Raw genomic sequence first — 18,320 nt, forward strand, 5'->3', positions numbered from 1 at the left:
TGAGGCGTGGGAGTTCATCAGCCTTGTCAGGCTCTACGGCCCTGGCAGCGGATCGTGGCTCCCGTTTGCTCTTCTTGTTTCGTGGGCTTCCGTCTGTGCCCGTTACCTGGCATCCCGGCTGAGACCTAACAATTCGTTCAAGTCGACGCCGCTTCGCGGCGCAGCCTAATTCCAGCGTTAGGCAACAAGAGGCAGTATGGATAACCTGCTAGTCATCGCAACCATTCTTGGAGGAATTGCCGCCATCGGCTACTTCTGGGACAAGGTTAGAGCGCTGTTTTCCAGGGGAGGCAAGAGGAGCCAACACGACATTGACCTGTACAAGCGGTATAGGGAGTTGATAGTTGATAGCGGAGTCGCCGACTTCTATCGGGGCCACGACTTTCTCGGCGCATTTGAAAGCGCCTACTGGTCGCCATTCTCTCGCTACGTAGATTCTTGGGGAACGATCGATCATGAATTCATCGACCCCCTTCTTAATAAGGCGCACAGAGAAGTCTATGAGAAAGCACTTGAGTTGGGCAGGACTATTGCAAAGAACACCGTTCCGATTGGAGCGACGGGCCACTTGCGATCAGTAAAGCCCGACTATCTGCCTGCCGGCCCCACGCCTGATCACATCAAGGCCGAGGCGATGGAGATCAATTCTCTAGTGCCAAGCTTCACTTTGGCGCATGAGAGGTTTGTTCGGTTAGCAAATCGGCGACTTCGTGGCGTTGTTGCCTAAAAATTCATTGAGTCCGACGCCGCTTCGCGGCGCGGCTTGACTCAGGTGTTAGACACCGCAAAATAGCTCATGACGCATCCCACGCATAGCAAGAACGTAGTCGTAGCCCTTGAGGAACTGGAGAGTGATGCGAGAAAGTTGCAACGCATCATGATCGAACTGGTTGCTCCTTCCGGGAGCCCTATGTTCCCCTTGGATTTCCTGGCCTTCGCAGCTACGAAACGACATGCCAGTACTACCAGTGCATTTGTGTCTGCCATCAATTCTTGGAACATGGTCGTTGCAAGATCACTTCTAAGAATTCACATCGACACTTCGCTCAGATTTTCTGCAGCGTGGCACGTCGAGAACCCGCATGATTTCTCCATGGAGGTTCTGAGGGGGGCACGAATAGACAAATTGAAGACTAGATCAGGAGATCGTCTTACGGATGCCTATCTGGTGAAACTCCACAAAGACAAGCATCCTTGGCTTCCCGATGTCTACGAGCATCTTTGTGGGTACGTGCACTTCTCCGGCTCCCACATCACAGATGCAATTAATGACTTGAGTGACGGGGACGGAACCGTTGAGTTCTTGATCTCCGACCAGGACCAGAGATTTCCAGAGTTCAGTTGGCTTGAAGTGGCGGGATGCTTCCGAGAAGCAACGGGCATCCTTGAGACGTACTTGCGTGGTTGGGGCACAACCAAGCAGTTGTCACCGGAGCAGCTTGAGTCACTGCGAAGCGGTGTCTAAAAACTCCTTCAATCCGAAGCTGCTGCGCGGCCTGGCTTGTGCGGTAACGTGTATCACACAGCCCGGCTGCTGCACAGGTCGGCCGAACTCAGGTGTTAACGCTCATGACAGTGGCTCAGCGAACAGTTGTCCTGTCACTATCTCTGCTTTCCCTAGCAGGCGGGATCGCTTGGCAGCTTTTCGAGCCAGGCTTTGAGCCTTGGCTGTTTGTGATTGTCGGCCTGATGGGTCTCTTCACCCAGTGGTGGCCAACCGGCAGAAAAAGCTATGCATCAAGGCGACTTTCCGGGACCGTCACTTTCAACTATTCCAATAACAATGGCCGATACGTCATCGGGCGAGAGGAAATGTTGTTTGAGACGGCGTGGAGCAAGGCAAGTGATACCTCGATCCACATCTACAAGGATCCACCCTCGATTGACTCCATCGCCATAGCCCTTGGAGTGGCTCACATAAAGGACCTGAGGAGCGTCTCTAACCTAGACTTCTCGTCGCGATCGAGAACTCCTCAAGAGGGCGACGTGGTTATATTGAAGAATAGATACGGCAATTACGCGGCTTTGAAAGTTTCCGACATAAAGGACAGCGCAAGGTCTGACTTGAAGGATGAGATAACCTTCAGCTACGTCATAAATCCGAACGGCGGAGACGATTTCAGATGAGCGATAACGTTTCTTTCATGTCGACGCCGCGTCGCGGCGCGGCTTAATTCAGGCGCTGACCGATGTCCGCTTCTGGCCGGTAGCGGACATCTTCAGTGGTCAGCCGATACCCTTGAGCATGAGCACCAGGGGAGCATCAGATAGCGAGGCACGCTGTCGGATGTTGCAGGCTGATGCCCATCCCACTCGATCTCGAAATTTCGCTGCGCCGGATCGTCGCAACGCCGCATGTTTAGCGCATGACCACTTTGAGATGGCGTTCCAACTGACTCAACGGCGGTGCTTTCGTAACTGCCGGGCCCCAATCATCTGCATCACTGGCAGCTCATCCGGCGCAGCGACATGCTCGGGGATGAATGGCGTATCGTCGTCACAGAGCATCATCCCGTACAGCACCTCGCCGGCATCGATTTGCCAGGCTGCCTTCCTTTCGATCCTGGTCAGCTCGATCGGCTTCAACCCCAGTGGCGTGAACGGGATGCTCGGATCTTCCGGTGCCGCGGCCACTCCCAGACGAAAGCGCCCATACTTGGCAAAGGCGGTCAAGAACACGTCGAGGTTCACCGTGTCTTGCGGCGTCAACGTTTTCGAGCGCATGGCGATCATCAGCGTTTTGGTGGCGTCACCGGTGCCCCCCGCGGCCGCCGGGGCGATGCCGACCCTATAGTGGTGGCGGTGGTGTTGATCCACGTCAGTGAGAATGGCCAGCCGCAGGACTTGATCCGGTTCCAGCGTACCGATGCGGCGGTGCCAACTACGCAGAATCTTGGCGGCCTCATCGGCTTTCGTGAACATCAACTCCATGCCCGGCACGCCATCGGCCCAGAAAGTGAAGCCCACACCGCGCCAGCCGGCACGATCCCACAGAGGACTGTTGATCACCCCCACCATGCGCGTTTGCCGATGGTTGAACTGCAGCAGGTAAGCAGGAGGCGCACCGGTCTGCATCGGTACCTCCCACATACCTTTCTCGCTCGCCGAATCGGTGGCCGCTTTGAAGCGGCCGCCATCTAGCAGTTCCACCAGCGCGCAATCTGCCGGGCAGAGCGCGGCCAGCCCCGGTGAGCGGAGAGAGCTGTCGTCCAAGGCCACGGCCTGCAGCAGGTTGAACGCACGCTCATGCACGGCATCCTGGGAAAACATGCGCTTCATGTCGGTGCGGCCACCCGGTGTGCAAACATGCACGATGATGTACGCCACCGCTTCGACGGCCTTTTTCTGGAACTCCTTTGTGGTTGCATAGGACGGCAGCGTTCCGCGGGCAAAGCTCAGTCGCAGCAACGGATCGCCGCATTCGTCCTCGTCCAGCGACACCGATAGCGAGCGTGAATGTTGGGAGTCGTCGACCGTGACCAGCAGGCGATCATTGCTTGGCGCCAGACGATCTGCAAAAGCCGTGGCAGCAAATCCTTCCAGAGCCGCGAAAATCGACATCACCAATGCATGCGATTCGTACGTGGTGATGCCCTCAGCGACCACTTCACACCCGACGATGCGTGTGCGCAGCGTCTGGGCAAGGCCTGGTTCCCACTCGATGCGACCAGCCTCGGCACCCCAATCCATCTCCTGGATCGCGGCTAAGTCGGTCCCATCGGTCATGTCCTGCAAGGCCTGTTGCGGGTGACCGAGCAAGGCCAGCGTGACCTGCTCCGCCAGGTCCAGTTGACGATCGGCCAGGATGGGCGGTGCGATTGAAATAGCGTGCGCGTCCTCCGGCGTGGCCTGGGCGATCGCCCACGCCAAGCGCGCCTCGATGGCTTGCCGTTCGTCGAAGTAGGCCGTCTTGGCGTGGTCTGACAAGTCCAACGCGCTGGCCATGATATCGGCGTACGACAAAGCCTCAAGCAGCAGCGGCAAGCGTCCAGCGGCCAACTCTACCCACGCCAATCGCACCGCGAAGTTGAGCGAATCGAAAGAGATCTCTGCATCCTCGATCACGCTGCGCAACGAACGGCTCAGGCCCAGCAGCAAGTGCGCGCGGGCTGCCCAGAACAATCCAACCTCGCAATACGCCCGGGAGGCGATCCAGGCTCCTTCCAAGTAGAGCTCACGGGAGTGTTGTCGCTGCAGCAGTCCAATGGCCCGCCCCAGCAGGCGCAACGCCTCCTCCGGCGCCTTGTTCTCCACCTTGTGGGTTGCGCGATCCAGGAGCTGGCGCGCCTGAGCGTGCGCGCCGAGGCGCTGGCCCACCAGCTCGCCAGCACGATCGGCGATGGCATCGATCCCCTCGACCGAGAAAGGGAGTTGGGTAAACACGGAAATCGTCTCACACAGTGATTCCACCGGATAATCGGGCAGCCGCTCGACTTCACGCAGCAACGCCTTGAACCCTTTGACGGTCTCGGCTTGCCGATGCGGATCGTGCGGGTCGGCCAAGAAGCCCAGGTGCAGCAGATGGGTGCGAGCCATGGCCGCATCAGTGGGGTGGGAGCGGCGCTTGGCGAGCGGCTCCAGTCGCTCGCATAACCGCTCACGCCGCGCCTGCAGGTTAGCGGCCGCTGGCGGCAGCCAGCCGTGGTGCTCGGCCGAATGCAGCAGGCTGTAGAGGTTGGTGAGCTGAGCCAGATCCCACGCGTTGGCCTGCTCATCCAGCAAGGCCTCAATGGTGTCAAAACCGCCGATGACCGCGGCGTAGTCATCGAACCACCAAAATGCGGTCCACACCTTCTGATAGAGCATGCGCCGTTGCCCGCGGGCGTTATGCCCACGGCGTGCGGCCTCGATCGCGCGATCGAAGCGTTGATCCAGTTCCTCGCGACGGCGACCCAAACCACGCGCCAACAACGCCGAGGTCAGCCACGCGTGCGCCAATTGCATAGGGCTGTTGGCAAAGCGCGCCGGATTTGCCAATTCTTCTTCTAGCTCGACCAGCTCGCGCGCACGGTCAGCGTCCAGTGGCCCCAACACCCCCGTAGAGGTGGCCCGTGCGGCCGGCAGGCCAAGTTCGCGTTCGGCGATGGCCCAGTGTTCATGGTCAAACACCGCCTGAAGGATCCAAGTACGGTCAAAAATGCGCACCGGGACGTTGCCGGCTCGGCGCGTGAGTTCGTTCTCAAGCGCGGCACGATCCTTGTCCCGGACGAACTGGTTGGTGACATAGTGGATGCGCTGGTATGTGCGGCCACTGGCCAGGACGTTGTCCACGTCCGAGCGTGCCTTCTTGCGCCAATCGGCCATGGCACTGATCGCAAAGGCCCATTGCTCGCTAGCCGCTTCACGGGCGGTGCCGCTCCACCAGCGCTCGGCAATGGCATCGGCCACCGCATAGGTTTCGGCATCGACCTTACTGTCGCCACCCCCGGTGGGTCCAGTCTGCGGGATGAGGTTGGGACAGACCTCCACTTCCAACAACGCGTGGATGAAGCGCTGAAACTGCGCTTCTTCGCTGCGCGCGGTGATAGTCTGCAGCTGGTACTCAAATTCGGGGCGGGTCAACGCCGCCCGCGACTCGACCAGGGAATCGGAGTACAGGGTAGGGCGTCGCCCACGCATGAACGCCGAGGGAGTCGGCGTTTGTGCGCGGACGAGCGGCGCACCTTCGGTCATCGGCAAGCCAAGGTCACTTCTTGGGCTTCTGGGTCAGCACACTACCGGCCAAGGACTTGGTCGAGCCGCTGCTGCGGCCATCGTTGAGTGCCTTGGAGGCGGTGCTGGCCGTGGTGGCAGAGGACTGCTTAGTCGTGTGGGTCTGCGACAGCGCGCTGCCGGCGAGGGACTTGGCGGTCTTGCTCGCACCCGGATCCCGCAAGACTGCCGAGGCAGTCTTGGCGACCTTGGGACCAGAGGATTCGTTCTTGGCCATGGCATCAGTTCCTTCAGTGGAAGGAGGGATCGGCCCTGGCCCCCACTGAAGGCCCAGGGCCGAGGGTTCAGGCGACCCTGCGAGGTACCTGCTGCAACTCCGCCACGTCCAGGGTGAAGTCCAGCGTGATCTGGATTGGCTCGGCCGGATTTCGCTTGTCGTTGTAGACATCCACGTCGGTCTTCAGCTGCACGCAGTCGTCCACGATCTGGTGGCGCCGCTGGCCAAAGGATTTTTGGAAGTGGCTGTGTGGTGCGTTGGGATCGTCCATGTCGGCCCACAGCGAGATCGAACGCGTGCCGCGTTTTTCCACGGCCGCATGCTTGGCGCGGTAGCGCCGCCCGTGGCGATCGACACGGTATTCCTCGCGGAAGACCTGTGCGATGTCGGTGGCGATGGCATCGATTACGGTGGTCAGGTTGGGCTTGTGCAGGCCATTGCGGTAGGCCCACTCGGCCACCGCATGCGGATCGAGCAATCCATCCGAGCCGACCTCGGCCTTGTAGCGCTCGACGTACTCTTTGACGGCATTGGAATAAGCGGACATGCGCGATGCTCCTACTGTCAGACCGTGTGGATGACGCCCCAGCCATCGGTGAGGGCCGATGAGGTGATGAACTGCCGCACCTTGACCTGGTGCTTGCGAAACAGGTCGTAGCGTCCCAATCGGCGCTGCAACTGGCCTACGACAATGCCCGGGTGCACATTCAGGCGCTGGGCAAACAAGAGCACGCGCTCTTCCTTGAAGAAGGGCGATACGCGCAGCATAAAGTTGCTGATCTCATCGGTTGAGACACAGAAGGCGGCTGCCGCCCGATTGGCCAGCGCCTCCTCCTCATCGATCTGATCGCCGGCGGATCCTTCAATGTCCTGGTCCAGGATGTACCCTCGCTCATGCCCGTGGCGTTGCAGCACATGTTCGAGCTCATGGCGCAGCACGAACCAGAAGTTGTCGATGCGATCCAGCCGCAGTGAGAGGGCCACCACCGGCTGAGCCGAGGTCAGCCAGAAGCAGGCGCCGTCAATCTTCGCGCCGGGGATCGGCTCCACGATGACAAACCGCACGCCGCACTCGGCCAGCACGCGCGCCACATGGCGGGTTTCCTCCGGGGCAGACAGCAGAGCCGACAAGCGAGGCAGGGCCTGACGCAGGGCGGCTTCGGTATACGCCCCAAGGACCTGCTCAGAAGCCAGGCGGCGCGCCCGGCACAGCCATGCCAGTTGGAGCATGCTGGGACCGTCATATGGCGCAGTCTTCTTGGCCGCATGGCAGAAAGGCACTTCCTGCTCCAGCGCCTCGATACCGAAGAAGGTGAGGAACTGCTGCTCAAGCACCTCAATGCTCTTGCTGCTTTCGATCCAGCCGCGGCGGATCATCTCGCGCACGGGAAACCGCTCATACAGTTTGGCGCGTCTGGCGATCAGGCCATCGGTGGGCCGAACCTTGGACAGTTGGTACTGGCTCTCCAGGTTCATCCAGACCTCCGGGCCCGTGCCCAGCGAATCGCCAAGCTGGATGGCCGTTTCCGGGGTGATGGCCTTCTTGCCGGCGATCAGCTCATTGATCAGGCGCACGGGACGGCCAATGATCTCCGCCAGTTCGGTCTGCGACCAGCCACGAGCTTCCAGTTCCTCTCGGAGGAACTCGCCAGGCGGGAAGACTTCGGCAACGGGGGTGTTCATGGGGCTCATCCTGGGAAGGGTTAGTGGTAATCGGCGATGGAGATAACGACGACGGTCTTGCCGTCTTCGTTTTGCCGCAGGCGCAGCAGTAGCCGCCATTGGTCGTTAAGCCGCATCGAACTTTGACCGTCCAGGTTTCCTTTCAGCTTCTCGTAGTGCAGGGACTTCATGGCGTAGAACGCGCGCTCGTCCAGGGCGGCGCGGATGAACTGCAGACGTTTTCGGAAGGCCTTGACGATGGCGGCATCGAACCCTGCGGTGTACGCCGGGTCCGTTTCCAGCCTGCGCAGCGAGGCATCTTCAAAATCCACGTCCATGGCGGGCACGATACGGCGCAGGCCCTAAGATGTCAAATGACCTTATTACACTTAGTGTAATAGTGGTAATTTAATTCGAACTACCCGCGTCTACACCCGACTGGAGACATCACAAGGGAGAACACCACCCACCCCGTCCGACGTCGACTCGAACCATACCCTCGTTAGCCAAGAGGGCCTTCTCCAGCGTCAGCAGCCATCGGAGCCGCTTAGGCGCTTCACAGTAGCTAGCTGTGTTTTCACTCTGGCCTCCGTTGATCTAGCGAGAGCAGTATCAGATTGCCGCCAAGGAGGGCGGCACCATCCAATATCGATCGCCAAGATCGGTCGCGACGGTGGCAATGACCGTGGTAAGTGCACTGTCTGGCAATGTGTGTGAGGCCGAGAAGCAAAGTTTTCCCTCCGTTGAACTACGCGCCATCTTCAGGCGCCGAGGCATCTCGCTGCTCAACGTGAACTTAAGGATTTCTGCATTGCCCGGATATTGAAGGGATACCGATGCCATGCTTCTGACGGACGCCCAGCACGCATAGCGCCAGTGACCCAGGCTGTAACTGGCATCGTGGGGCTGGATAAGCCGAGCGAGTTCACTCATGTAAAGGTCGGGAAAATGATGCAGGCGAAGTTGGTGCTGCAGATACGCCATCACCTCCTGCGGTAGCAACTCCTGCCATACCCGTAACCAGGTCATGGCGTATTCCGGTTCGCGCCCGCGCTGCAATAGATAGTCTGTAAGGTAGCTTTCAAGTTCCTCGAATGGGACCGCTGGCCACGTGTACGACCAGGCCGGTGTATCCCCAGGTACAACAAAGCCCTCCAGTCCAGGATCGACCTCGATCAGCCCCAGTGTGGAGAGCGCGGACAACACCGCGTCGCTGCCCTTAGGGGTAGGGGCCACGCGCTTGCGTGAGTGGTGGGCGCGCACCACCGCCAAGAGATAGAGCGCCGCACGACCTCCCAGGTGACTCACATCGGGCAGGGTGGGGCCGTCAGGGCGGGGCGTGCTGGTCGGGTGCGGCTTTGTTTTTCTCATGGATCGTACAAAGGCCACCAGGCGGGCATTCCCGGGGAGAGGGGGCATTGGCATTGCCCCTCCTCTAAGAATATCTTAGTATCCAACTGCCCGTCATTTCGCCATGCTTACCCCTTCCAGAGGGAGCGAACGTGGCCAGGCGGACAGCTGAACACCCGGTTTTTGCGCGACGCTTGGCGTTTGTGCGCGAGCGCGCTGGCTTGTCGCAGACGCAGCTGGGCCTTCTTGCCGGCATGGATCCCTCCGTGGCCTCTCCCCGCATCAACCAGTACGAACGGGGCAAGCACGAGCCCCAACTGAAGACGGCCAAGCAGCTGGCGGACGCCTTGGGCGTGCCACCGGCGTTTTTCTACACCGAGGACGAACTGCTGGCGCAGCTGTTGCTGCAGTGGAACGACCTGTCGGTCAGTAAGAAGAAGGCCTTACTGAAGAGCCTGGAGAAAGCGCCCCGCGGAAAGACCTCCAAAAAAAGCCCCAGCCGTTAAGGGAGCAAACGATCCGCTTACTCAGGGTTGGGGAGAGGCTGGGGTGGGCGGCGTCGGAGCGCCCTCAAGCAGCGTCGCGGCTGGGTTGTGGGTCGCCTCACCGGCCTGGAAATAACCGATCGCTTGCGCCACCGAGCGATGCTCGGTCAGCGCCATCAAAGCGGGCAGGGCGATGCCTTGGCGGCCGCCCTCGGTGATGAAGCCCGAGCGCAGGCTGTGGCCGGCAAAGTCCCCATTCAATCCGGCCAGAAACGCCCGCCGCTGGACAATGGCGGCCACGGACTTGGGTGACAGCCCCGAACCCACGCGTGCGCCCCATAGGCGGCGGAAGAGGGGGCCTTCGGTGATGCTGGCCGCGCGCAGCCACGCGTCCAGCGCTGCGCCAGCCCGCCCCAGCACAGGCTTGTCGGGCGTGGCGCTGGCACTGGGGCCGGCCTGCTGGGTTTTGCTGTGCTCCAGGCGGTAGACGAAGGCGCCGTCGCCCACGCGGCGCAGGTCCTGCCAGTCGGCCGCGGCGATCTCGCTTCGCCGACGCCCGCCACTGGCAAAGCCGAACAACAGCAGCGCCGCGTCGCGCAGCCCCTCCAGCGAGCCGTCACAGGTCGCCAGCAGCGCCTCAAGCTCGGGACGGGTGATCGCGGTCTTCTTGTGCGGCCGCTCGCCACGCTTGACCGAGGCCCGGCGCCCGCGCTTAAGCAACTGCCGCACCGCTGGCGATTCGCAGGGGTTGGCGGCCTTGTGCGCCTGGTGGGCGGCCGAGAGCACGGCCACGCGGTGCACGACGGTGCTGAGCTTGAATGCGCCGGGTTTCTGCTTCAGGCCGGCGGCCACAAGCTGCGCATCCAGCGCCGGCGGCAGCTCCCAGGCCAGGCCGGTCTTGCCGCGCCGGGCCAGATGGTCGACTACGAACTGGACCACGGCCGGCTCGGGCACCGGCAGCGCGATCGGCTGGCCAAATCGGCCCTGGAACCAGGCCGCCCAGTAACGCAGCGCGCTGGCATAGCTGCGGGTGGTGTTGGCCGCCGCGGCCTCGGCCAGCAGCTCGCGCACGGCCTCGGCGGCCTGCGCCGCCAACCGATCTGGGGCGAGGGCAGGGAGGTCATCGGGACGCGGCACGAGTGTGTTAGATTTCATATGTTGTATGTATTACTTTATATGAAATAGGGCATCTACTTCCGATAACTATCCCTTATCGGAAGTAGATAAACAACGGGGCAGGGCGCCCGCATAGGAGAGCGATCCATGGCGCGAGGTGTGCAGGAAAACGAGGTCTTCGCCGCGGCTGACACGCTATTGGGCGCCGGCGAGCGGCCTACGGTTGAACGCGTACGGCAGGCCCTGGGACGCGGCTCGCCGAACACGATCGGACCGCTGCTGGATATGTGGTGGATGCAGCTGGCAGAACGCCTGCAGCACCGGCTGAAAATGCCGGCGGTGCCGGAGGCCGTGGGCACGGCCTTAGCCCAGATCTGGGAGCTGGCGCTGGCGGCCGGACGCCAGCAGGCTGAGGCTACGCTGGTGCCCGAGCGCCAGCGGCTGACCGACGCCCAGGCCGCCCTAGCGGCGCAGTTGGCCGCTGCCGGCGATCAGGTCCGCCAGGCCCAGACCCAGGCGCAGCAGGCCACCGCCGCCACCCAGTCTGCCGAGGCGGCCTTGGCCATCAGTACGCAGCGCGCCGACGAATTGGCCAGCCAAGTCGGCCATCTGCAGCGCCAGAACGAGGAGCTCCAGCAACGCAATCGCGCCCAGGAAACGCAGCTCCAGGCAGCGCTGGACCGCGTGGAGCAAGAGCGCACCGCCGCAGCGGCCGAGCGTGAGGCGCTGCAAGCCCATCTGCGCCAGGCCGAGGACCGCGGCTTTGCCGAGATCGATCGGCTCCGCCAGGAGGTGAAGGCGACGAAGGCGCAACTGAGCACGCAGGCGCGTGAGCACACCCGCGCCTTGCAAGCCGCCGGCCAGGCTCAGCGGACGGCGGAGAATGCCCAACATGCGGCAGAGCGCGAGAGTGCCGCGGCCCGTGCCCGCCTAGATGCCCTGTTGGCTACGTCGGGCTCGCGCCGAACCACGGCAAAGAAGGCCGCCACACCGCGCCAGCGAAAACCCGCTTCCAAGACCACGTAGTGGGGGCGCTGGTCTGGCATGCGCTTTCGGCGTAGGCTAAGAATTCCTTAGTTTCAGCTTCAGTGCCCGCATGACCATGCCCAGCGAGCGCACGCGAAACCTGCTGCAGGCCGGCGCGTTCCTGAAAGAACTCGCCGCCAACCAAGCCGTGCCAAAGACCGTTCGCCAAGAAGCCTATCGGCTGCTGCGGCATTACCCGACCATCAGCGATGTCGAGGCCATAGCAGGTCACGAGGAACGGTTACGCGAGCTGACTCAATCCTTCTTCGTACGACCCTACCTAACATCGTGCTTCGAAGCGGACTGGTTGCGGAATTACCCCCTCGGCCCGCATCGGGAGTAGGGCATGCCACCTCGACCACGCATGCCGCCAGGCCACCCGGGACCACCCCATCACGAGTTGGAAGCGCGACTGGAGAGATCGAGGCTCGACCCGACCGAGGAGCCGGCGTTCTTCCGGAGCCTGCTTGAGGCCACCGTCTATGTCCATGCGCCGGTGTCGGACGACAGCAAGCACCTACGGCTTGTGCAATTCCGCCATCCGGACGGTTTTGATGCCATTCCGTTTTTCACCTCCCTACAGAAGGCGCAGTTCGCCAGCTCGCGGGCCGTCAGGATTCTTGAGCTTGAGGCACGTGAGTTGCTGAGCCAGACGCGCGGTGCCACGTTGATGCTCAATCCCAACGATGGCGGTGCGGTGTTGTATCCAGAGGAGATCGCCAGTCTCCTAGACACTGGCTATATGGCCCGCATTGAGAAGATCGAACATACTCAGTTGGAAATCCGGCCCGCCACTACCGTCCCGGCTTGGTTGGTAGCTGCCGTGCGCGACAACGTGCGGCTCGCTTGGTAACTGCGGCGGTACAGCCAATGTGCTCGGACCATGACGCGATGATCGACATCATGATCCATGACCGCAGTTTGCCGCTCCCTGAGCACCTAACGCAGCCTGGCGTTATCGCCATCTTCGACCGAACTTCAGGTTGAAAGAATCGCCACACTAAAGCTGTGACTTGCCCGAACTACACGCTAATTCTGTGACTTGGCCGGGAGCGGGGCGAAAAGTCACAGCTTTACCGAGCCCGGTTACTGCCGTAGCAGCCAGAGCCACCAGCTCAGCTCCCCCATACCGTATTTCGCATAATGCCTATTATGTCAATTCGCCGACTGGGGCTGGTGGGCATGGCTGCTACGGCAATGGCTGGCATGGCGCTTGCGTGGCTCCAAGCCCACCAACGGGAGCTTGGAAGCATGCGCAATCGCTTGAACAGCGACGCCCCGGCCATCGTGGCCATTCAAACCGACGTGCCGGACGCATGGGCCGGCTGGCACTTCTCCGGCAGCGGACGGCATCTGATCAGCCCGGAACGCCACAGGATCACGCCAGAGCGTCTACAGGGCATTCTCTGGCGGGATTCCATGGAACTGCGCCGTGCAGGACTTCGCTCACGCCGTGAGGCGGAAAAGCGGGTTTTGCAGGGAAAGGTGAAAGTCGTCGTGGTGGACCTTGCAGACTGGCACGACAAGCACTTCGGAAGCCGCGCTGGATAAGCGTGGAGCGACGTGAAGCGTCACCGTAGGGGCTACGCCCCTACACGCCGATCACTTGCAGGCATCCCACACGGCCTGATCCCACACGCGCGAACCGGCGTACGTGCGATTGACGCCCTGGACTTCGTTCATGCGGTCACGCTGCTCACGGGCAGACTGGCAAGACGTCGTAACGGCAGGTATCGCAGCACCGGAAGGCCGAGAGCCACCGATTCCAGCCGCTACGGGCTGCTGATCCGCATTGCGCTGACGGACGATGCGCCTATCGCGAGCAATAGAGGCCTCCGCGGCTTGACGCTTGTAGTGGTCATCCCAGGTGTAGTCCCGCGGCTGGGTGTCCCAGCGCTTCTCGGCCGCAGGGCACGGGTCGGACTGGTAGACCGCCCCGCCCTTCGCGTCACGGCATTTGTAGATCGACTGGGCGGACACTGCGCCGGAAACGGCCAGAAACACGCAAAATAGCCCCAATTTCCCCATTTCTGAATCATCCATAAACAGAATATGAATGCCAGTTAACTGGCACGATTCTTGCCCCATTGACGGATGAGTGACATATATGTTAGGCGATTGCCGCCAACAGGGCCAGATGACCGACATAGTACGCCAGAAAGGTCCAGCGCCAGCGGGGAAACGTTCCGGGAACGCGGCCAAGGACGGCAACCAGCGGCAGCGCAGCCAAGGCATACCAGTTCCCATTGACCAGGTAGAGCAAGGCGACAGACGCGGCCAGCGCGAGCAGCAGCCGCACATGGAGACCACCATGGAACAGCATCGAGGCCGTCACGACGACGGCGACACCCATAGGGCCGTAGTCAACAAACCAACCAGCCGTCAGCACGGCGACCAGCGAAAGCATGGGCGTACCGGAATAGACGACGAATACGCCGAGCAGCAAGGTAAACAGGACGTTGAGGGTCAAAGGATCGCCGAAACAAAGAACGTGGAACGGCTGCGCGATCACGGCGGCAGCGAGCAGCCGAACCATCGATTGACGACGGGACGCAGGCGAAGCGTCGCACATGTTGTAAGCCAGCACGATGGCGAAAATGGGAAAGACCACCCGGCTGATATCGCCCAGGACCGGCATACCAAGATGAAGCACCTTATTGGCATGGTCACCCGTCATAAGAACAAGGGCGAGCCATTTAAGCCACTCGCGACCGGCGCTAGAGAGAACCACGACCGAAGCTACCGGCAGGCGCTTTGACCTCATTAGACACTTCTCCAACGTGTGACGCCTTGCCGCTGACGACCATCCCACCATCGCGCTTGGCAATCTCAGCGCGTGCGTTTTCCACCTGCGTTTCACCATCCGCATAGCGATCACCACGCTCATCACGGAAGGGTTCGTACTGGCCGCGCCGCGCGATAAAGAAGCACGCCCCAATGTCCACCTCGTAACGCGTGCCCTGCTCCGTCAGACAGGTGCACGATGCAGGCAACGCGTTGCCGACAGCATCGAATCCTTCGCGTGCTGACATGCAAAACAGGCGCGGTGCCTCCGTGGGCAACGTGAGAACCTCATCGTAGGCAGGCGCACTCCAGGGCTGACTGGGCACGCGCGGAATGAAGCGACTGGCGTACTGTGCTGGGGATATCGAATCACGAATGCCGCCAGCCGCCGCCGTCGCTGACGCTCCGTCAGCGGCAGACGCCTTCTGAGAAGAAGCCTTTGCCGCATCGCCACCGCCCAAGCGCTCGCCCATGCTGCCGAAGGTGTAGTACATAAGAAACAGGGCAAGCGCGGCCGCAATCGGCAGCGCGATGTAGTACCACGGAATCTTGCGCTCGGTTGTGTCAAGCTCGGTCGACTTGTAAGTCCCCATCGCACGCTTAGGGAGCGTGGTGCGCTTGATGGACAACGGCGTGGCCTTCTCGGCCTGCGCCTCATATCTATCAAACTCGCGAAGATGCACATAGCTGGTGCCGAAGCGACGGCGCACATGAATATGGCGCTCAATCAAGTCCTGGACGAACTGGTCGCACTGCTTGTCCGGCGACTGGCTGACAAAGATGAAATCAAGACCCCGGTGACGATGCTTCGCCAACTGCTCAACGTGATGCGGCACCTTAGAACCGGGCGGGCGCTTAGGCAGCATGCCGTGTTCATAAGCCTCATCGACCAGCGCCACCGCACCGTCAGGCAGGAAGTCGGGCCAATTCTTGAACTGATCCGGCGTCATTTCCAGAACGCCGGTTTTCGCGTAATCGAATTCGCGAATGTTGCAAGCGTAGACGATGCGCCCCTGATCCTTGAATTCCAGCAGGCGCGTGATCGCGTGCAGCGTTTTTCCGTGACCAGGCTGGCCCGTATACCAGTAGATCACGAGCCGCCACCGATGGTATCGGCAACCGCCTTCGGCACGATAAAGACCTTCCAGGCAAGTCGCACCGTCAGCGCCGAAAGAATCATGCTGATGGCTTCGCCAACGCGCAGGTAACCGAGCATATCGGCGGCGGGGCCACTGATGCCGCCCATCTGCTGCGTGATGAAGGCCTTGAGGTTCGGCAGCACAGCCGACCATGACACGGTGGTCAAGCCGAACGCCGCAAGAAACTTGCCGACGATGCCGCTGATCGACTCTTTGAGCGAGCCGATCAGGTGCGCGACACCATCCTTGATCCAGTCTGCCACCATGCCCATTAGAAGCCCCACCCCATTAGTATCTTGATCGCCGTAAAGGCACCGAAAATCAGGATGCATCCGCGCAGGATCAGCATCGCGTTACACCAGTGAGGGAAGTCGGCACCGCTCACGGTGGTACCCATGATCTGAAAAGTGGGCGGCTGGGGACACGACCCAGCGCCAAAGATGTTGTCCGTATTGAGTAGCGAGGTTCCGACCGACTTCACAGACACGCCGGTTTCCGTATCACCATCGCCGCCAGTGCTGGGCGTTAGATTGCCCTCCAGTACATCGGCGACACCGTTCTTGTTCGCATCACCGACAGCACCGCCCTCGCCGCCTTCGCGCTTAGCCAACTTTTCCAGCGCGCACGCAGAGCGCCACTGCTGCAATAGCTGCGCGTATTCCATGGCGCGACAGTTCTCACCGACGCACTGAGGAACAGCACCGCACGTGCCGCCGGTAATGTTGACCTTGGTACGCGTGTTGCAGTCGATACGCCACTGAATGCGCGCCATGCCGCAGTCGATAGCACCGCCAGCACACGACGGCGGAGCGGTGCAACTATCACCACCGGAGAAAGACTCTTTCTGTGAGTCGTTGGTATCGTCGTCGTCGTCGTCGTCAGCAGTGCCGTCGCCGTTGTCATCCTTGCCGCACGTGCCATCCTTACGACGCGCTTCACCAGCGGCACACTGCCCTTCACCGGGCAAGCATTGACCGGAAGGCGAACGGACTTGACCGGCGGGACAGGTGTCCTCCGAAGGCTTGCAATTGAGCGAGCCGGAAGAAATAGCGCCGGGTGTAGAACCGGTCACCGCGATCATTCCGCCGGGACACTTATTCTCAGGCTTGCATTGACCGCCTTCGCGAACTTGGCCGGAAGGACAGTCGGGCTGCATCGGCTGACATACGCCCATGTAGCCGTTCCAAAAAGAACCGACAGGGCAATTCTGCTTAAAATCATCATTGCCGCACATCGCGCCGCTATAGCTGCGCGTCGAGGTTTCGTCATCGCCATTCTGCATGTACGACACTACGCAGCCGTTGTAGCACTGCGTGGAACCACTCAGCGGCAAGAACGGCTGCACCGTCGAGGGACGCCCTGTGCAAGGCGGCTGACACTGAGCCGCTTTTTCGTTGTACACCTGACCGGCAGGGCACGAAATTCGCACAGTGCGACTGGCAGATCCGTTGAGACCCTGCCTGTTCCGAATGTAGTAGAACGTCATCGTGAGGGCGTAGTGCACCTCAGTATGACGCGTCGTCTGAATGTTAGCGGGGTCGCAGCGAGTAACGTCGGACTGAGAGCATGTACTGGTGCGAATGGCCTGCAAGGCAGATTGAGCGCTTGCGATAGTGGGACACGTAGCGGATTGCAACGAGACATTATCGCAGCCGGAATAGTCGTACGTCTGCGCGTACGCGCGACCGAGACCCAGCCACGCCAATGCAGCTGCTACGACGACGTAAGCGATGCGTCGCGCCACTGCATTAGCGAGGATGCGCCGAAAGCTCATCACATGCCCTCGAATGCGAGCCAGACCGCACCGCAGATACCGATGATGACGAAATAACCCATCACCAGCTACCCCGCATCATCTTCTTGAACAACCAGATGTTGGCCCATATGAACGCGATGGCAGTAATAACAGCGAGAATGTCCTGCTGAGCTTGTGTTAGCTCGATGGACAGAAGCTGACCGAGCATGCCGCTAGCAACCATGGATATCTCCCGAAAAAAAAGGGGGCTGCGGCCGCAAGCCCCCTGCCCAGCGCCGGTTACTTGGCGCGCTTGACGTAGCCCCACAGGATGAGGGCGCCGAGGATCACGGCGGCAGCCGCGACGACCAGCATCACGTCGGCCTTGCCGCCGGACAGTTCGCCCGCGATGGCGGAACCCGGCGAGGTGGCGCCACCGGCCAGCGCCATGGCGCTGGTGGTCAGGGCGGTGGTACCGGCGCCGATCTTGGCGGCGGTGGACTTGAACAGCGTGCGCAGCTTCTGCATTTTTCTCTCTCCACGTTGTGCCCAGGCGGAATTGCCCGGGTTAATAGACCCCGAGGCGCGCCGCACGGAATGTGAGGCGCGCTTTCAACCCAATGGCCCACACGCCGACGATGGCGAATGCGACAAGGGTTCCATCTGCCAGATCGAGGGGCGGCAATACTGGCTGGTGGTAAGGCACCCAAACCGGGACCGTGCACGTGCCATCGGGCTGCACGTTTTCAGCAGCGCAGCCGACGACATAGAGCACGGTTTCCGGGTCGGGCGATGACATGGGTTACGCAGCCTTCTTGCTGGCGGCGCTGACGGGCTCCCAGTGCTTGGCGCGCGTGCTGATGGAGAGCGCACCGAAGTCGCCCACCCAGTACGCGGACGGCTTGGGCTGATAGTCGCCGATGAGAAGCGGCGGATCGCCGTCTTCGTGCTGCAACGTGATGCGACGCGTCTCGCCGTTGGGCAACGTCACGTATGCCGGCTGTTCGTGGATGCTGTACGGCTTGCCGGTCTTGCGGCTCACGCCGTTCTTGGTGTCGATCTTCGCTTCACGCACGTTGACTTGCAGACTCATC

At 61.2% G+C, this 18,320-nt stretch carries 23 protein-coding genes; 8 read left to right on the forward strand and 15 right to left on the reverse strand.

Features of this window, described 5'->3' with window-relative positions:
* Window positions 1–196 precede the first annotated feature (196 nt).
* The 3 genes from ACGHX3_RS09935 to ACGHX3_RS09945 all read left to right on the forward strand — a co-directional run bounded on the left by ACGHX3_RS09935 (window position 197) and on the right by ACGHX3_RS09945 (window position 2,127).
* Entirely contained in the window at window positions 197–727 is a 531-nt protein-coding gene (locus ACGHX3_RS09935; RefSeq protein ID WP_185896169.1) for an EYxxD motif small membrane protein, read from the forward strand.
* 69 nt (window positions 728–796) lie between these two features.
* On the forward strand, window positions 797–1,465 hold the full coding sequence (locus tag ACGHX3_RS09940) for a hypothetical protein (protein WP_185896170.1): 669 nt from the start codon (window positions 797–799) through the stop codon (window positions 1,463–1,465).
* Between the two features lie 104 nt (window positions 1,466–1,569).
* Entirely contained in the window at window positions 1,570–2,127 is a 558-nt protein-coding gene (locus tag ACGHX3_RS09945; protein ID WP_394694840.1) for a hypothetical protein, read from the forward strand.
* 270 nt (window positions 2,128–2,397) lie between these two features.
* Here ACGHX3_RS09945 and ACGHX3_RS09950 read toward each other — a convergent pair whose 3' ends face one another.
* The 6 genes from ACGHX3_RS09950 to ACGHX3_RS09975 form a co-directional block, all read right to left on the reverse strand.
* Complete coding sequence (locus ACGHX3_RS09950; protein ID WP_221893555.1) at window positions 2,398–5,679, reverse strand: hypothetical protein; 3,282 nt, start codon at window positions 5,677–5,679, stop codon at window positions 2,398–2,400.
* Between the two features lie 7 nt (window positions 5,680–5,686).
* On the reverse strand, window positions 5,687–5,929 hold the full coding sequence (locus ACGHX3_RS09955; protein ID WP_185896174.1) for a hypothetical protein: 243 nt from the start codon (window positions 5,927–5,929) through the stop codon (window positions 5,687–5,689).
* A gap of 67 nt (window positions 5,930–5,996) precedes the next feature.
* Window positions 5,997–6,476 carry a hypothetical protein gene (locus ACGHX3_RS09960; RefSeq protein WP_185896175.1) on the reverse strand — a complete coding sequence of 160 codons (480 nt, stop codon included), beginning with the start codon at window positions 6,474–6,476 and terminating at the stop codon, window positions 5,997–5,999.
* A gap of 17 nt (window positions 6,477–6,493) precedes the next feature.
* Window positions 6,494–7,612, reverse strand: a complete 1,119-nt coding sequence (locus tag ACGHX3_RS09965; RefSeq protein WP_185896176.1) for a HigA family addiction module antitoxin — start codon at window positions 7,610–7,612, stop codon at window positions 6,494–6,496.
* Window positions 7,613–7,632: 20 nt separating this feature from the next.
* Window positions 7,633–7,929 (reverse strand): type II toxin-antitoxin system RelE/ParE family toxin, encoded by a 297-nt coding sequence (locus ACGHX3_RS09970; protein WP_185896994.1) that lies wholly within the window; start codon window positions 7,927–7,929, stop codon window positions 7,633–7,635.
* Between the two features lie 274 nt (window positions 7,930–8,203).
* A complete protein-coding gene (locus tag ACGHX3_RS09975; protein ID WP_260618959.1) occupies window positions 8,204–9,016 on the reverse strand; it encodes a hypothetical protein in 813 nt (270 codons plus the stop codon).
* A gap of 128 nt (window positions 9,017–9,144) precedes the next feature.
* Between ACGHX3_RS09975 and ACGHX3_RS09980 the strand changes: the two genes are divergently transcribed.
* Window positions 9,145–9,447 carry a helix-turn-helix transcriptional regulator gene (locus ACGHX3_RS09980; protein WP_249720640.1) on the forward strand — a complete coding sequence of 101 codons (303 nt, stop codon included), beginning with the start codon at window positions 9,145–9,147 and terminating at the stop codon, window positions 9,445–9,447.
* A gap of 21 nt (window positions 9,448–9,468) precedes the next feature.
* Here ACGHX3_RS09980 and ACGHX3_RS09985 read toward each other — a convergent pair whose 3' ends face one another.
* Window positions 9,469–10,581 (reverse strand): site-specific integrase, encoded by a 1,113-nt coding sequence (locus ACGHX3_RS09985; RefSeq protein ID WP_185896178.1) that lies wholly within the window; start codon window positions 10,579–10,581, stop codon window positions 9,469–9,471.
* Window positions 10,582–10,689: 108 nt separating this feature from the next.
* On the opposite strand from ACGHX3_RS09985, the gene ACGHX3_RS09990 reads away from it, so the two are divergent.
* From ACGHX3_RS09990 to ACGHX3_RS10005, 4 genes are all read left to right on the forward strand, one after another.
* The gene (locus ACGHX3_RS09990) at window positions 10,690–11,568 is read left to right on the forward strand and encodes a DNA-binding protein (RefSeq protein WP_213605397.1); all 879 of its coding nucleotides are present in this window, start codon (window positions 10,690–10,692) and stop codon (window positions 11,566–11,568) included.
* A gap of 70 nt (window positions 11,569–11,638) precedes the next feature.
* Complete coding sequence (locus tag ACGHX3_RS09995; protein WP_162109349.1) at window positions 11,639–11,911, forward strand: BPSL0761 family protein; 273 nt, start codon at window positions 11,639–11,641, stop codon at window positions 11,909–11,911.
* Between the two features lie 57 nt (window positions 11,912–11,968).
* Window positions 11,969–12,421: an SseB family protein gene (locus tag ACGHX3_RS10000; protein WP_394694841.1), complete on the forward strand. Its 453-nt coding sequence runs from the start codon at window positions 11,969–11,971 to the stop codon at window positions 12,419–12,421.
* A gap of 398 nt (window positions 12,422–12,819) precedes the next feature.
* Window positions 12,820–13,119, forward strand: coding sequence for a hypothetical protein (locus tag ACGHX3_RS10005; protein WP_394694842.1), 300 nt, complete (start codon window positions 12,820–12,822; stop codon window positions 13,117–13,119).
* 51 nt (window positions 13,120–13,170) lie between these two features.
* Here ACGHX3_RS10005 and ACGHX3_RS10010 read toward each other — a convergent pair whose 3' ends face one another.
* The 8 genes from ACGHX3_RS10010 to ACGHX3_RS10045 all read right to left on the reverse strand — a co-directional run bounded on the left by ACGHX3_RS10010 (window position 13,171) and on the right by ACGHX3_RS10045 (window position 18,319).
* Window positions 13,171–13,656: a DUF4124 domain-containing protein gene (locus ACGHX3_RS10010; protein ID WP_394694843.1), complete on the reverse strand. Its 486-nt coding sequence runs from the start codon at window positions 13,654–13,656 to the stop codon at window positions 13,171–13,173.
* Between the two features lie 22 nt (window positions 13,657–13,678).
* Window positions 13,679–14,332, reverse strand: a complete 654-nt coding sequence (locus tag ACGHX3_RS10015; RefSeq protein ID WP_394694844.1) for a TraX family protein — start codon at window positions 14,330–14,332, stop codon at window positions 13,679–13,681.
* The gene (locus tag ACGHX3_RS10020) at window positions 14,286–15,446 is read right to left on the reverse strand and encodes a zonular occludens toxin domain-containing protein (protein ID WP_394694845.1); all 1,161 of its coding nucleotides are present in this window, start codon (window positions 15,444–15,446) and stop codon (window positions 14,286–14,288) included. Before ACGHX3_RS10020 ends, ACGHX3_RS10015 begins: the two co-directional genes overlap by 47 nt.
* Window positions 15,443–15,763: a DUF2523 family protein gene (locus ACGHX3_RS10025; RefSeq protein WP_394694846.1), complete on the reverse strand. Its 321-nt coding sequence runs from the start codon at window positions 15,761–15,763 to the stop codon at window positions 15,443–15,445. Before ACGHX3_RS10025 ends, ACGHX3_RS10020 begins: the two co-directional genes overlap by 4 nt.
* Entirely contained in the window at window positions 15,763–16,773 is a 1,011-nt protein-coding gene (locus tag ACGHX3_RS10030) for a hypothetical protein (protein WP_394694847.1), read from the reverse strand. Before ACGHX3_RS10030 ends, ACGHX3_RS10025 begins: the two co-directional genes overlap by 1 nt.
* 753 nt (window positions 16,774–17,526) lie before the next feature.
* Entirely contained in the window at window positions 17,527–17,754 is a 228-nt protein-coding gene (locus ACGHX3_RS10035; RefSeq protein ID WP_394694848.1) for a hypothetical protein, read from the reverse strand.
* Window positions 17,755–17,794: 40 nt separating this feature from the next.
* A complete protein-coding gene (locus ACGHX3_RS10040; protein WP_394694849.1) occupies window positions 17,795–18,025 on the reverse strand; it encodes a hypothetical protein in 231 nt (76 codons plus the stop codon).
* Window positions 18,026–18,028: 3 nt separating this feature from the next.
* The gene (locus ACGHX3_RS10045; RefSeq protein WP_394694850.1) at window positions 18,029–18,319 is read right to left on the reverse strand and encodes a single-stranded DNA-binding protein; all 291 of its coding nucleotides are present in this window, start codon (window positions 18,317–18,319) and stop codon (window positions 18,029–18,031) included.
* Window position 18,320 lies beyond the last annotated feature (1 nt).

The sequence above is a fragment of the Pseudoxanthomonas japonensis genome, from assembly GCF_043632995.1.
Classification (GTDB): domain Bacteria; phylum Pseudomonadota; class Gammaproteobacteria; order Xanthomonadales; family Xanthomonadaceae; genus Pseudoxanthomonas_A; species Pseudoxanthomonas_A japonensis.

What these genes read in the sequence shown, in the direction of transcription:
- ACGHX3_RS10015 (WP_394694844.1), bottom strand. Translation starts at nt 14,332, where the DNA reads ATGAGGTCAAAGCGCCTGCCGGTAGCTTCGGTCGTGGTTCTCTCTAGC.
- ACGHX3_RS10040 (WP_394694849.1), bottom strand. Translation starts at nt 18,025, where the DNA reads ATGTCATCGCCCGACCCGGAAACCGTGCTCTATGTCGTCGGCTGCGCT.
- ACGHX3_RS09985 (WP_185896178.1), bottom strand. Translation starts at nt 10,581, where the DNA reads ATGAAATCTAACACACTCGTGCCGCGTCCCGATGACCTCCCTGCCCTC.
- ACGHX3_RS09970 (WP_185896994.1), bottom strand. Translation starts at nt 7,929, where the DNA reads ATGGACGTGGATTTTGAAGATGCCTCGCTGCGCAGGCTGGAAACGGAC.
- ACGHX3_RS09990 (WP_213605397.1), top strand. Translation starts at nt 10,690, where the DNA reads ATGGCGCGAGGTGTGCAGGAAAACGAGGTCTTCGCCGCGGCTGACACG.
- ACGHX3_RS10045 (WP_394694850.1), bottom strand. Translation starts at nt 18,319, where the DNA reads ATGAGTCTGCAAGTCAACGTGCGTGAAGCGAAGATCGACACCAAGAAC.
- ACGHX3_RS09945 (WP_394694840.1), top strand. Translation starts at nt 1,570, where the DNA reads ATGACAGTGGCTCAGCGAACAGTTGTCCTGTCACTATCTCTGCTTTCC.
- ACGHX3_RS10010 (WP_394694843.1), bottom strand. Translation starts at nt 13,656, where the DNA reads ATGGGGCAAGAATCGTGCCAGTTAACTGGCATTCATATTCTGTTTATG.
- ACGHX3_RS09995 (WP_162109349.1), top strand. Translation starts at nt 11,639, where the DNA reads ATGACCATGCCCAGCGAGCGCACGCGAAACCTGCTGCAGGCCGGCGCG.
- ACGHX3_RS09940 (WP_185896170.1), top strand. Translation starts at nt 797, where the DNA reads ATGACGCATCCCACGCATAGCAAGAACGTAGTCGTAGCCCTTGAGGAA.
- ACGHX3_RS10005 (WP_394694842.1), top strand. Translation starts at nt 12,820, where the DNA reads ATGCGCAATCGCTTGAACAGCGACGCCCCGGCCATCGTGGCCATTCAA.
- ACGHX3_RS09955 (WP_185896174.1), bottom strand. Translation starts at nt 5,929, where the DNA reads ATGGCCAAGAACGAATCCTCTGGTCCCAAGGTCGCCAAGACTGCCTCG.
- ACGHX3_RS09935 (WP_185896169.1), top strand. Translation starts at nt 197, where the DNA reads ATGGATAACCTGCTAGTCATCGCAACCATTCTTGGAGGAATTGCCGCC.
- ACGHX3_RS10035 (WP_394694848.1), bottom strand. Translation starts at nt 17,754, where the DNA reads ATGCAGAAGCTGCGCACGCTGTTCAAGTCCACCGCCGCCAAGATCGGC.
- ACGHX3_RS10030 (WP_394694847.1), bottom strand. Translation starts at nt 16,773, where the DNA reads ATGCAGAATGGCGATGACGAAACCTCGACGCGCAGCTATAGCGGCGCG.
- ACGHX3_RS09975 (WP_260618959.1), bottom strand. Translation starts at nt 9,016, where the DNA reads ATGCCAATGCCCCCTCTCCCCGGGAATGCCCGCCTGGTGGCCTTTGTA.
- ACGHX3_RS10025 (WP_394694846.1), bottom strand. Translation starts at nt 15,763, where the DNA reads ATGGGCATGGTGGCAGACTGGATCAAGGATGGTGTCGCGCACCTGATC.
- ACGHX3_RS09960 (WP_185896175.1), bottom strand. Translation starts at nt 6,476, where the DNA reads ATGTCCGCTTATTCCAATGCCGTCAAAGAGTACGTCGAGCGCTACAAG.
- ACGHX3_RS09965 (WP_185896176.1), bottom strand. Translation starts at nt 7,612, where the DNA reads ATGAACACCCCCGTTGCCGAAGTCTTCCCGCCTGGCGAGTTCCTCCGA.